Origin of the sequence: Aeromicrobium sp. (assembly GCF_036676885.1) — a bacterium.
Lineage (GTDB): Bacteria > Actinomycetota > Actinomycetes > Propionibacteriales > Nocardioidaceae > Aeromicrobium.
Genome location: NZ_JAKFCB010000013.1, coordinates 1 through 11,324, shown reverse-complemented (window position 1 = coordinate 11,324; position 11,324 = coordinate 1). Strand labels below are relative to the sequence as shown.

14 protein-coding genes are annotated in these 11,324 nt (G+C 69.1%); 9 read left to right on the top strand and 5 right to left on the bottom strand.

Annotated features, from left to right (window positions below):
• Nucleotides 1-1,104 (bottom strand): phosphoserine phosphatase SerB (gene serB, locus V6M46_RS00750; protein ID WP_332661767.1); only part of this gene is annotated, 1,104 nt, incomplete at its 3' end.
• A gap of 80 nt (nucleotides 1,105-1,184) precedes the next feature.
• Between serB and V6M46_RS00745 the strand changes: the two genes are divergently transcribed.
• From V6M46_RS00745 to V6M46_RS00735, 3 genes are read left to right on the top strand one after another with little or no spacing between them, the layout of a single operon-like run.
• A complete protein-coding gene (locus V6M46_RS00745) occupies nucleotides 1,185-2,015 on the top strand; it encodes an ABC transporter ATP-binding protein (protein WP_332661766.1) in 831 nt (276 codons plus the stop codon).
• Entirely contained in the window at nucleotides 2,012-2,464 is a 453-nt protein-coding gene (locus tag V6M46_RS00740) for an NfeD family protein (protein WP_332661765.1), read from the top strand. The genes V6M46_RS00745 and V6M46_RS00740 overlap by 4 nt, the downstream gene beginning before the upstream one ends.
• Nucleotides 2,464-3,582, top strand: coding sequence for an SPFH domain-containing protein (locus tag V6M46_RS00735; protein WP_332661764.1), 1,119 nt, complete (start codon nucleotides 2,464-2,466; stop codon nucleotides 3,580-3,582). Before V6M46_RS00740 ends, V6M46_RS00735 begins: the two co-directional genes overlap by 1 nt.
• 58 nt (nucleotides 3,583-3,640) lie before the next feature.
• On the opposite strand, the gene V6M46_RS00730 is transcribed toward V6M46_RS00735, so the two are convergent.
• Entirely contained in the window at nucleotides 3,641-4,168 is a 528-nt protein-coding gene (locus V6M46_RS00730) for a YbhB/YbcL family Raf kinase inhibitor-like protein (protein WP_332661763.1), read from the bottom strand.
• An 18-nt stretch (nucleotides 4,169-4,186) separates the two neighbouring features.
• Here V6M46_RS00730 and V6M46_RS00725 point away from each other — a divergent pair, with 18 nt between their 5' ends.
• Complete coding sequence (locus V6M46_RS00725) at nucleotides 4,187-4,990, top strand: TrmH family RNA methyltransferase (RefSeq protein WP_332661762.1); 804 nt, start codon at nucleotides 4,187-4,189, stop codon at nucleotides 4,988-4,990.
• On the opposite strand, the gene V6M46_RS00720 is transcribed toward V6M46_RS00725, so the two are convergent.
• Complete coding sequence (locus V6M46_RS00720; protein WP_332661761.1) at nucleotides 4,987-5,901, bottom strand: DUF5343 domain-containing protein; 915 nt, start codon at nucleotides 5,899-5,901, stop codon at nucleotides 4,987-4,989. The genes V6M46_RS00725 and V6M46_RS00720 overlap by 4 nt on opposite strands.
• A gap of 49 nt (nucleotides 5,902-5,950) precedes the next feature.
• Entirely contained in the window at nucleotides 5,951-6,556 is a 606-nt protein-coding gene (def, locus tag V6M46_RS00715) for a peptide deformylase (protein ID WP_332661760.1), read from the bottom strand.
• Nucleotides 6,557-6,732: 176 nt separating this feature from the next.
• Here def and V6M46_RS00710 point away from each other — a divergent pair, with 176 nt between their 5' ends.
• From V6M46_RS00710 to V6M46_RS00690, 5 genes are all read left to right on the top strand, one after another.
• Nucleotides 6,733-8,049, top strand: a complete 1,317-nt coding sequence (locus V6M46_RS00710) for an acyl-CoA dehydrogenase family protein (protein ID WP_332661759.1) — start codon at nucleotides 6,733-6,735, stop codon at nucleotides 8,047-8,049.
• A gap of 14 nt (nucleotides 8,050-8,063) precedes the next feature.
• Nucleotides 8,064-9,284 (top strand): acyl-CoA dehydrogenase family protein, encoded by a 1,221-nt coding sequence (locus V6M46_RS00705; RefSeq protein ID WP_332661758.1) that lies wholly within the window; start codon nucleotides 8,064-8,066, stop codon nucleotides 9,282-9,284.
• A gap of 72 nt (nucleotides 9,285-9,356) precedes the next feature.
• Entirely contained in the window at nucleotides 9,357-9,806 is a 450-nt protein-coding gene (locus V6M46_RS00700; RefSeq protein WP_332661757.1) for a MarR family winged helix-turn-helix transcriptional regulator, read from the top strand.
• The gene (locus V6M46_RS00695; RefSeq protein ID WP_332661756.1) at nucleotides 9,803-10,120 is read left to right on the top strand and encodes a DUF952 domain-containing protein; all 318 of its coding nucleotides are present in this window, start codon (nucleotides 9,803-9,805) and stop codon (nucleotides 10,118-10,120) included. Before V6M46_RS00700 ends, V6M46_RS00695 begins: the two co-directional genes overlap by 4 nt.
• A 36-nt stretch (nucleotides 10,121-10,156) precedes the next feature.
• Entirely contained in the window at nucleotides 10,157-10,516 is a 360-nt protein-coding gene (locus tag V6M46_RS00690; protein ID WP_332661755.1) for an FKBP-type peptidyl-prolyl cis-trans isomerase, read from the top strand.
• 4 nt (nucleotides 10,517-10,520) lie between these two features.
• Here V6M46_RS00690 and V6M46_RS00685 read toward each other — a convergent pair.
• A partial coding sequence (locus tag V6M46_RS00685; protein WP_332661754.1) for a DUF3418 domain-containing protein occupies nucleotides 10,521-11,324 on the bottom strand: 804 nt, incomplete at its 5' end.

Below are 11,324 nucleotides of genomic sequence, written 5' to 3'. Positions count from 1 at the left end.
GCGTACGAGCGGCTTGGCGTTGAAGGCGATGCCGAGGCCGGACGCGGCGAGCATGTCGAGGTCATTGGCCCCGTCGCCGATCGCCACGGTGTTCTTGACCGAGATGCGGGCCTGCTCGGCGAAATGCCGCAGCGCGTCGGCCTTGCCGGCGCGGTCGACGATGTCGCCGATGATCCTGCCGGTGAGCTTGCCGTCGACGACCTCGAGCTCGTTGGCGGCGAAGTAGTCGATGTCGAGCTCCGCCGCGATCCGCTCGATGATGCGGGTGAATCCGCCGCTGACCAGCGCGAACCGGTAGCCGAGACGCTTGAGCGTACGGATCATGGTGCGGGCGCCCGGAGCGTACGTCAGCGATTCGTAGACCTCGTCCAGCGCAGACTCATCGACGCCGGCGAGCAATGCCACCCGGGAGACGAGCGACTCGGAGAAGTCGATCTCACCGCGCATGGCTGCCTCGGTGACCGCGGCGACCTCGTCCTCACAGCCGGCGTGGGCAGCGATCATCTCGATGACCTCGCCCTGGATCAACGTCGAGTCGACGTCCATCACGACGAGTCGCTGCGCGTGACGCAGGATGCCGTTCTCCTGCACCGCGACGTCGACGCCCTGCTCGAACGCCACCGCCGCGAGGTCGGACTGCAGCTGGTCGGGGTCGGCACCGGAGACCTCCATGCGGATCGCGGTCACCGGGTAGCGCGCCATGCGGACGATGCGGTCGATGTTGCCGCCGTCATCCTTGATCCGCTGGGCGAGGGCCGCCATCGCGGCGGGCCGCAGCGGCGCGCCGAGGATCACGACCTGCGAGCGGCCGACCCGGCGGGCGCGGTTGTCGCCGGTGCCGTACTCGACCGTGACCTCGAGCCCGAATGCCGCGCCGACCTCGTGCACCGTGCCCTCGAACGTCGACTCGTCGTCGGGGACGGTCAGCAGCGCGCTGAGGATCAGCCGGCCGCGTACGACGAGCTGCTCGACGTCGATGACCTCGAGGCCGAAGGGCTCGAGCTCGGTGAACAGCCGCGTCGTCACGCCGCTCTGGTCAGGACCCGTGAGGGTGACCAGGACGGTCGGATCGTTGAAGTGCAAGGTGGGCACGGGATCAGTCATCGCACCCGAGGCTATCGCTGACGCCGCGCGCGCCCGCGATAGGTTGACTCCACCGCCCCCAACAACGACCAGGAGTGTGTATGCCTGCGGCTTTCGAGCTCTCGAAGGTGAGCGTCGTACGGCCCGGCAAGGTTCTGCTGGAAGACGTCAACTGGACCGTCGAGGAGGGCGAGCGCTGGGTCGTCCTCGGACCCAACGGTGCCGGCAAGACGACGCTGCTGCAGATCATCAGCGCCGCGTTGCACCCCACCAAGGGCAAGGTCCGCATCCTCGGCAGCAAGCTCGGCAAGGTCGACGTCTTCGAGCTGCGCACCCGCATCGGCCACACCAGCACCGCCGTCGCCGACCTCATCCCGCCGTCCGAGTCGGTCGGCAACACGATCGTGTCGGCAGCGCACGCGGTGCTGGGTCGGTGGCAGGAGGAGTACGACGAGGTGGACTACCGTCGAGCGACGCAGATGATGGGCGAGATGGGCATCGCGGCGCTGGCCAACCGCACGTTCGGCACGCTGTCGGAGGGCGAGCGCAAGCGCGTGCTGATCGCCCGCGCGTTGATGACCGATCCTGAGCTGCTGCTGCTCGACGAGCCCGCGGCCGGCCTCGACCTCGGCGCCCGCGAAGATCTGCTGGCGAGCCTCGAGGTCCTGTCGCACGCCGACAACGCGCCGGTCCTGGTCATGGTGTCCCACCATGTCGAGGAGATTCCGGTCGGATTCACCCACGTACTCATGCTTCGTGATGGCAAGGTGGTGGCGCAGGGGCCGATCGAGTCGACGCTGACCGGCGAGACGCTCAGTGCGACCTTCGGGTCGCGCATCCAGCTCCAGCACGAGGGTGGACGCTTCTCCGCCCGTCGGGCAGCATACGGACACCGTGCGGATCGCACTGACCGAACAGGGGAGACATCATGATCGACTGGATACAGGATCATCCCGCGGCAACGTGGCTCGGTCTTGCCGTCGTGCTGGCGGCCGTCGAGGTGTTCAGCCTCGACCTGGTCCTCCTGATGTTCGCCCTGGGCGCCGTCGCCGCGGCGATCGCGACGGGCTTCGGCGCGCCGCTGTGGCTCGCGATCCTCCTGTTCACGGTCGTGGCCGTCGCGCTGCTCTACTTCGTACGCCCGCCGATCGTCCAGCGCCTGCACGCGGGCCCGACGCTGACGACGGGTCACGCCGCCCTCGTCGGCCGGTCGGGCGTCGTCCTCGAGCCCGTCGACAAGCGGAACGGCCGGGTCCAGCTCGCCGGTGAGGTGTGGTCGGCCAGATCGGCCGAGGAAGACCAGACGTTCGACACCGGCACCGAAGTCCTCGTCACCCGGATCGACGGCGCCACAGCTGTCGTCACCATCAAGGAGTCCTGATGTCCCCAGCGCTGATCGTGCTCATCCTCGTCGCCGTCCTGGCGATCGTGGTCGTCTCGATGACGGTCAAGATCATCCCCCAGGCGCGCGCCGGGATCGTCGAGCGTTTCGGCAAGTACCGCACGACCCTGTCGGCAGGCCTCAACATCGTGATGCCGTTCATCGACAAGGTGCGCTACGTCATCGACCTCCGCGAGCAGGTCGTCTCGTTCCCGCCGCAGCCGGTCATCACCGAGGACAACCTGGTGGTGTCGATCGACACGGTCATCTACTTCCAGGTCACCGACCCGGTCGCCGCGACGTACGAGATCGCCAACTACATCCAGGCGATCGAGCAGCTCACCATGACGACGCTCCGCAACATCACGGGTGGCATGAGCCTCGAGCACGCGCTGACCAGCCGCGACCAGATCAACTCCGGCCTGCGTGGCGAGCTCGACAGCGCGACCGGCAAGTGGGGCATCCGCGTCAACCGGGTCGAGCTCAAGGGCATCGACCCGCCGCCGTCGATCATCGACGCCATGGAGCAGCAGATGCGGGCCGAGCGCAACAAGCGCGCGGCGATCCTGACCGCCGAGGGCGAGCGCCAGTCCGCCATCCTCACGGCCGAGGGTGAGAAGCAGTCGGCCATCCTGACCGCCGAGGGTCAGCGCCAGGCGCAGATCCTGACCGCCCAGGCGGATCGCCAGGCCCAGATCCTGCGCGCCCAGGGCGAGGCCCAGGCCATCCAGACGGTCTTCCAGGCCATCCACGACGGCAACCCGGACCAGAAGCTGCTGTCCTACCAGTACCTCCAGATGCTCCCGAAGATCGCCGAGGGCGACAACGCCACCACGTGGATCATCCCGGCCGAGCTGACCAAGGCACTGGGCACCCTGGGTGGCACGGTCGGCAAGATCCCGGTCGACGGCGGCGGCAGCAAGACCCGCGTCGACTTCGACGCGCCGATCGAGGACGACGCCCCGGAGGAGCAGGCCACGGCAGACGCCGTCCAGGAGGCCCTCGACGCCGCCAAGGCCGCAGAGACGCCCATCGCCCCGAGCGCGGGTCAGGCTCCTGCCCAGCCCGAGGCCGGTACGCCCGAGCCGCCCCCGGCTCCAGAGCCGCCCAAGGCCTGATGCACAGCAGAACGCCCCTCGACCGCGCCGGTCGAGGGGCGTTCTGCTGTCGGTGGACTCAGTGCTGGTAGGTCCCGTGGATGATGGCGCGGCCCAACGTCTTGAACGCGAGGTTGAAGCCGACGACTGCGGGCGAGACCGAGCCGTCGACCCCGAGGCTCTCCTCGCCGACGGCGTGGACGACGAAGAAGTAGCGGTGCACCTGGTCGCCCGCCGGGGGAGCGGCGCCCATGAAGTTGAGACCGCCACCGTCATTGCGTACGTGGAAGGCGCCGCCCGGCAACGTGTCGTCCGACGCGCCGGCCCCGGCGGCCAGCTCGGTGACGTCGGCCGGGATGTCGACGGCGACCCAGTGCCAGAAGCCGGAGACGATCGGCGCGTCGGGGTCGAAGCAGGTCACGACGTACGACTTGGTGCCCTCGGGCGCGCCGGACCAGGACAGTTGCGGCGACATGTCACCGAACTTGTTGACCTGGTCATCCTTGAGCGGCTCGCCGTCCTTCACGTCCGCGCTCGTCAGGGTGAACGACGGCACGGCCGGCAGCAGCGGATACGGATCGGGTGTCAAAGGACGTTCAAGGCTCATGCTCGTTAGGCTAGCCCGGTGGCCGAGATCGTACGACTGGACGACCTCGAGGATCCTCGACTCCGCGACTACGTCGATCTGCGTGACGTCCAGCTGAGGCTGCGGCTCGAGGCCAACCGCGGGCTGTTCCTCGCAGAGGGGGAGAAGGTCGTGCGCCGGGCGATCGAGTCAGGTCACCAGGCGCGATCGTTCCTCATGTCACCGCGCTGGCTCGAGGGACTGGCCGACCTGCTCGATGCGAGTGACGCTCCCTGCTTCGTGCTCGACGATGCGTCGATCGAGAAGCTCACGGGATTCCACGTGCACCGTGGTGCCCTCGCCGCGCTCGAACGTCCCGAGGCGGCGGCCCCCGGTGACGTGCTGGCGGACGCGCGGCGCGTCATCGTCATGGAGGACCTCGCCGACCACACGAACGTCGGCGGCGCGTTCCGGGCGGCTGCTGCCCTCGGGTTCGACGCCGTCCTGCTCTCGCCGCGCTGCGCCGACCCGCTCTACCGCCGGGCCATCAAGGTCTCGATGGGCTCGGTGTTCTGGCTCCCGTACGCCCGGGTCGACGACTGGTACGGCGCGCCGGAGCTGCTGCGCGAGGCGGGCTTCACGACGTACGCCATGACGTTGGCCGACGACTCGGTGCCGATCGACGAGGTCCCGCACGACGTCGAGCGGCTCGCGCTGATCGTGGGGTCCGAGGGGCATGGCCTCACTCCGCACTGGGAGACGACGGCCGATCATCGGGTGACGATTCCGATGGCCGCCGGCATCGACTCGCTCAACGTCGCCTCGTCGGTCGCGGTTGCCTGCTGGGAGCTGCGGCGACGCTAGCCGGTGGGCGGGAACAGGTGGCTCGCCCGGTCGACCAGCAGCATGGCTGCCTGGTGCACGTCGACCACGTAGTCGTCCGCCTCCGCCGCGGTGGGCCGGAACGAGGTGGGATACGCACAGTCGTTCCGGCTCTGGAGGAGCAGCGGCAGGACGTCGGCGATGTCTCCGGTCGTGAGGTCCAGGTCCGCGAGCATCCTCAGCAGCTCTGCTCCGGGCGTCCTGATCGACAGGTCCTCGATCGACGTCACCGTCCATGACGGGCGGATGGCTCGCACGGCGGCGAAGTCCTCGGCGGCGAGGAACGTCACGGCGAGGGCGACATACCCGTTCCAGGCCGAGACGTAGGCGGGACGATGGAGGCCGTGGTCGATGCACGTCCGCGCCTCCTGCAGCCCCTCGGCCAGGCGTGAGAGGCCGGTGATGCGGCTGCGGATGGTGAACCGGATCTCGGCGGCGGGCGGCGTCGGGTCCGCGACCCGGCGGCGGGAGAAGTCGGCGCGGTCGCACAAGACCTGAAAGCTGTCGACGGTCTGGGCGACGTGACGCTGGGAGTAGCCGGTCACGTCCCTCACGACCTTGCCCAGCGTCCGGGGCGGTACCTTCTCGGGGGAGTCGAACGCCTCGAACAGCGGGGCGTAAGCCGTCCGAAGCGCCTCGGCGAGGAGCCGCGCAGACCCGTCCGTCTCCTGGTACTGATGCCAGAGCGTGGTCGGTGTGCCGGCAGCGTCGACGAAGCCCATCGCGCGAAGCAGTCCGACCATGTGGGGACCCTCGCCGGTCGCGAGCCCGTTCGACTCCAGGTGCTGCCCAGAGACCCGATCGGGCGCCGACGCAGCCCGGATCGTCCGCAGGACGAGCGGGATCGACGAGGGTTCCGTCGTGTGCGGCATACCCGTCATGACTCCCCCCATCAGGTCAACCGTAGCGCTGATGAATAGCGGCGCCTCGGGGGCTGAACGCCTAACGCTCGATGACCGGCTCGTCGACGAGGACCGTGACGGGCCAGTCCTCGGGATAGCTGTCCGCGAGCTCCTGGTGCTGCTTGTAGAGCTTCTTGCGGGCCCGCTCCGGCAGCCGGTCGCCGAACACCGTGCCGAACAGGTGATCCGTCTCGTGCTGCAGGCAGCGCGCCAGCAGTCCGTCGCCGACGAACTCCACGGGCTCCCCGGTGTGGTCGACGCCGGTGACGTGCGCGCGGTCAGGCCGGGCGCAGGAGGTGAAGGCGCCGGGCAACGACAGGCAGCCCTCGTCCTCGTCCTCCAGGTTGCGCTCCTTGCCCTCAGGCAGGTGCAGCACCGGGTTGCACACGACGCCGGTGACGTGGTTGTTGTCGTCGTCCGGGCAGTCGAACACGAACACCTTGAGGTCGACGCCCACCTGGTTGGCGGCGAGACCGACGCCCTTGGCGGCGTACATCGTCGCCACCATGTCCTTGACGAGAGTCTCCAGCTCGTTGTCGAACTCCGTGACGTCCTTGAGCTCTCGATGCATGACGGGAGTTCCCCACCGGGTGATGGGGCGCACGGAACCGCCAGCGGGCAGCGGTCGGGACTGTGAGGCAGGCACGGGCTCTGGGCTCCTTCGCTCAGGACTGGACAAGGCTATCGACCCGACAACGTGCGGCAACCGCTGGTCCTGCGATGTGAGTTCGGATACCATGGGTATGTCAAGCTGCAACTCGGAGTTACAGTTGACGGGAGCGGTGGGCAACTCAGTCCAACCCCAACCTTCGAGGAGTTCCTGTGGCCAGTCGTCGAGATCCCATGGGCATCGGCCTGGCGGTGCTCAACCGCATCGCCAGCTCGCCGACGATCGACAAGCTCAAGCTGCGCAAGACGACCGAGAAGGCCGTCTACCAGGGCGCCAAGGGCGGCTTCCGCGTCGCCGGCGCGACCACGCGTACGTTCAAGCGGGTCAAGAGCACCGGCAAGCCCAAGCGCCTCGCGCGTACGTCCGACACCGGCGTGTTCGACCTCGAGCCGACCGAGGACCAGCAGATGATCGTCGGCGTCGTCAAGGAGTTCGCCGCCGAGGTGCTGCGGCCCGGCGCCGAGGCCGCCGAGTCCGCCAACGACACCCCCAAGGAGGTGCTCGCGCAGACCAGCGAGTTCGGGCTGACGCTGCTCAACATCCCCGAGAGCCTGGGCGGACTGTCCGAGGACCGGTCCGCCGTCACCGGCGTGCTGGTCGCCGAGGCTCTCGCCGAGGGCGACATGGGCCAGGCCGTCGCGTGCCTCGCGCCGGCCGCCGTCGCCACGGCGATCTCGCTGTGGGGGTCCGACGCGCAGCAGCAGACCTACCTGCCGGCGTTCGCCGGTGATGACGTCCCGACCGCGGCGCTCGCCATCGCGGAGCCCCGTCCGCTGTTCGACCCCTTCGAGCTGCAGACGACGGCGGTCAGGACCGACACCGGATTCCGCCTCAACGGCGTCAAGTCGGCCGTGGTGCGCGGAAGCGAGGCAGAGCTGTTCGTCGTCGCCGTCGACGTCGAGGGCCAGGGGCCGACGCTGGTGCTGATCGAGTCGAGCACCCCGGGGGTGGCGATCGAGGCGGACCCGAGCATGGGACTGCGTGCTGCAGGACTCAGCCGGCTCGTGCTGACCGACGTCGATGTGCCCGCGGACGCGATCCTCGGCGAGGGCACCGCGCAGGACTACCGCGAGTGCGTACGCCTCTCGCGGCTCGCCTGGGCCGGGCTGGCGCTGGGCACTGCCCGCGCGATGCTCGACTACGTCTCCGACTACGTCACGACGCGTACGGCGTTCGGTGAGCCGATCGCGCACCGCCAGGCAGTCGCCTTCATGGTCGCCGACATCGCGATCGAGCTCGAGGGCATGCGCCTGACGACGCTGAGGGCTGCTTCGCGCGCTGAGCAGGGCGCCGACTACGCCCGCGAGGTCGCGCTCGCCCGGCGACTGACGGCGGAGTACGGCATGAAGATCGGCACCGACGGCGTCCAGCTGCTCGGCGGCCACGGCTTCGTCAAGGAGCACCCGGTCGAACGGTGGTACCGCGACCTGCGCGCCATCGGCCTGATGGAAGGAGCAGTCCTCGTCTGAGGACGGAATCACCCATGATCAATCTCGAGACTCCCCGCAAGTTCCGCCCGTTCATCAAGCAGGCCCACCAGGTCGCCGAGGAGTTCCTGCGCGCCAACTCGCGCAAGTACGACCTCGCTGAGCACGCGTACCCCAAGGAGCTGGATCTCCTCGCCTCGCTGGTCGACGGCATGGGCGACTCCGGTCAGGGCCAGGGTGCCGGTGCTGCAGGCGTACGCCGTGACGAGGCCGATGCCGATGACAAGGGCACCAAGGTCAAGAACGGCACCAACATGTCCTCGGTGCTCTCGATCATCGAGATGTGCTGGGCCGACGTGGGTCTCCTGCTCTCGATGCCCCGTCAGGGCCTCGGCAACTCCGCGATCGCGTCGGTGGCCAGCGAGGAGCAGCTCGAGCGATTCAAGGGCACCTGGGCCGCCATGGCGATCACCGAGCCGAGCTTCGGCTCCGACTCCGCCGCGATCACGACGACCGCGGTCAAGGACGGCGACGCGTACATCCTGAACGGCGAGAAGATCTTCGTCACCGCCGGCGACCGGGCCGACTCGGTCGTCGTGTGGGCCACGCTCGACAAGAGCCTCGGCCGGGCCGCGATCAAGTCGTTCCTCGTGCCCAAGAGCCTGCCCGGCATCAGGGTCGAGCGGCTCGAGCACAAGCTCGGCATCCGGTCGTCCGACACCGCGGTGATCGTGCTCGACAACTGCCGTGTGCCAGCGGAGAACCTGCTCGGCAACCCCGAGATCGACACCAAGCAGGGCTTCGCCGGCGCCATGGCGACGTTCGACAACACCCGCCCGCTGGTGGCCGGTATGGCTGTGGGCTGCGCGCGGGCGGCCCTGGAGGACACCCGGCGGCTGCTGGAGGACGCCGGCGTCGTCATCGACTACGACCGGCCGGTCCAGGCGCAGTCGTACGCCGCGGCGACGTTCATCGCGATGGAGGCCGACTGGGAGGCAGCGCTGCTGCTGACCCTGGCGGCCGCGTGGCTGGCGGACAACCGCAAGCCCAACTCGATGGAGGCGTCGATGGCCAAGGCGAAGGCGGGCCGGGTGGGCAACCAGATCACCCTGCGGTGCGTCGAGCTGGCCGGCACGCTGGGCTACAGCGAGACCGAGCTGGTCGAGAAGTGGTCGAGGGACTCCAAGATCCTCGACATCTTCGAGGGCACGCAGCAGATCCAGCAGCTCATCGTGGCCCGCCGCCTGCTCAACCTCACCTCGTCAGAGCTGCGCTGACGCGCGCAGACCTCCACGACCGCGGCGGGATGTTCTATAGGGTTGCGGCATGAGCGAGCGAACAGTCACGGCATGAGCAGTGATCTACCGGTCGACCTCGACGTCGAGTACGAGCTGACCCGGTTCATCAGGCGCGTTCGTGCCCGTTCGCTCCGTCAGCTGCCCGAGATCCACCCCTCGCTCGACTACGGGATGTTCCTGTTCCTCATCGCGATCTGCGATGCTCCTGACGGCATCCGGGGCTCAGAGCTCGCTGAGGGCCTCGGCGTGCACAAGTCCACCGCCAGCCGGGCCGTCGCGTCCCTGGAGAAGCTCGGGCTCGTCAGCCGCATCCCTGACCCGGACGACGGGCGCGCGCAGCTGCTGGTCGCCGAGCCCGAGGCGCGCGCCAAGGTCGACGCCTACCGCAAGCGCGCGCACGCCCGGATGTCGGCGATCTTGTCGGAGTGGACCGAGGACGACACGAGGACGTTCGCGCGCAGCCTGGCGCGTCTCAACGACGCCGCCGAACAGATGCCGTGAGGATCTTCCACCTCGCCACCGAAGCGGCATGGAACTCGGCGCAGGCTGCCGGCACGTACACCGTGTCGACGCTGGGTCTCGACCTGGCCGAGGTGGGCTTCATCCACTGCTCCCAGGCCGAACAGCTCGCCGGGGTGCATGAGCGCTTCTACCGCGAGGTCGCGGGGCCGCTGCGCCTGCTGACGATCGACACGGACCTGCTGACCTCGCCGTGGCGACTGGATCCGGTCGAGGGCGAGCCCCTGCCGTTCCCGCACATCTACGGGCCGCTGAACGTCGACGCGGTGGTGTCGGCCGAGGCGTACAGACCTTGAGCTGGGCGTTCGAGCCCGTGTGACAGGATCGTTCGCATGACTGACAAGCCTGAAGTTGACTTCATCGAGGGCCCCGCGCCCACCGAGCTCCAGATCAAGGACATCATCGTCGGCGACGGGGCCGAAGCCGTGCCCGGCGGAGTCGTGGACGTGCACTACGTCGGCGTCGAGTTCGACACCGGCGAGCAGTTCGACTCGTCATGGGACCGCGGCCAGTCCGCGAACTTCCCGCTCCCGCAGCTCATCGCCGCGTGGCAGCAGGGCATCCCGGGCATGAAGGTCGGCGGCCGGCGTCAGCTCGTCTGCCCGCCCGAGCTCGCCTACGGACCCGCCGGTGGCGGCCACCGGCTCTCCGGCAAAACCCTGGTCTTCGTGATCGACCTCCTGGGCGTCTGAGGCCTTACAGCGCATCCACCAGGGCGGTGACGCGCTTCACCGACACCGGGAACGCGGTTCGCAGGTTCTGGGCCAGCAGGCTCAGCCGCAGCTCCTCCAGCGCCCAGCGAACGTGCTGGACGTCGGGGGAGAGGCGCGCCCAGGGCGACATCCCGGCCGTACGTTCGTGGAACCGCGCCTCGAGCTCCTGGGCCGCGAGCAGGTCATCGGTCAGCTGCGTGTCGAGTCGCCGCCGAGCCGCTTGCAGGTAGAGCGGCAGACGGCGTAGCTGGGCGATGCCGGTGTCCCTGATGAAGCCGGGATAGACCAGCCACGACAGCTGCACGCGGACGTCCTCGCCGGCCTCGGTCGGCGGCGTCGGCGTGACGTCGCCGAGGGCACGCAGGACGTCGATGACGGTGCGTACGGCCTGCTCCGTCTCGTCATACGCCTCGGCCCGCACGGTCTCGTGGAGGAGCCCGAACATGACCTCGTCCCACACCGGCCCTCCGTGCCGGACGATCAGGGCCTCGAGCGCGGCGAGCCAGCACTCCTCGATGACGGCCGCGGCGTCGGCGTGCGGACCGGTCGAGAGCAGCAGCTTGGCGTGCAGGTCGAGCGCCCGTCCGAGCTGGGGGACCGGCGTCGCGAGGGCGAACGACAGCAACCTGGCCTGGCCCTTGACCATCGCGACGGTCTGCTCGGACGCGGTGTCGAGCACGCGGAGCGCCACCGAGGTCCCCTCGTCGACGAGCGCGGGGTAGCCGGTGACCTGTCCCGCCGTGATGGTCTGCTCGATCGTGCCGACGTCCCACGTACGCAGGCCGGA

What these genes read in the sequence shown, in the direction of transcription:
- V6M46_RS00745 (WP_332661766.1), top strand. Translation starts at nt 1,185, where the DNA reads ATGCCTGCGGCTTTCGAGCTCTCGAAGGTGAGCGTCGTACGGCCCGGC.
- V6M46_RS00740 (WP_332661765.1), top strand. Translation starts at nt 2,012, where the DNA reads ATGATCGACTGGATACAGGATCATCCCGCGGCAACGTGGCTCGGTCTT.
- V6M46_RS00735 (WP_332661764.1), top strand. Translation starts at nt 2,464, where the DNA reads ATGTCCCCAGCGCTGATCGTGCTCATCCTCGTCGCCGTCCTGGCGATC.
- V6M46_RS00730 (WP_332661763.1), bottom strand. Translation starts at nt 4,168, where the DNA reads ATGAGCCTTGAACGTCCTTTGACACCCGATCCGTATCCGCTGCTGCCG.
- V6M46_RS00720 (WP_332661761.1), bottom strand. Translation starts at nt 5,901, where the DNA reads ATGGGGGGAGTCATGACGGGTATGCCGCACACGACGGAACCCTCGTCG.
- V6M46_RS00705 (WP_332661758.1), top strand. Translation starts at nt 8,064, where the DNA reads ATGATCAATCTCGAGACTCCCCGCAAGTTCCGCCCGTTCATCAAGCAG.
- V6M46_RS00700 (WP_332661757.1), top strand. Translation starts at nt 9,357, where the DNA reads ATGAGCAGTGATCTACCGGTCGACCTCGACGTCGAGTACGAGCTGACC.
- V6M46_RS00690 (WP_332661755.1), top strand. Translation starts at nt 10,157, where the DNA reads ATGACTGACAAGCCTGAAGTTGACTTCATCGAGGGCCCCGCGCCCACC.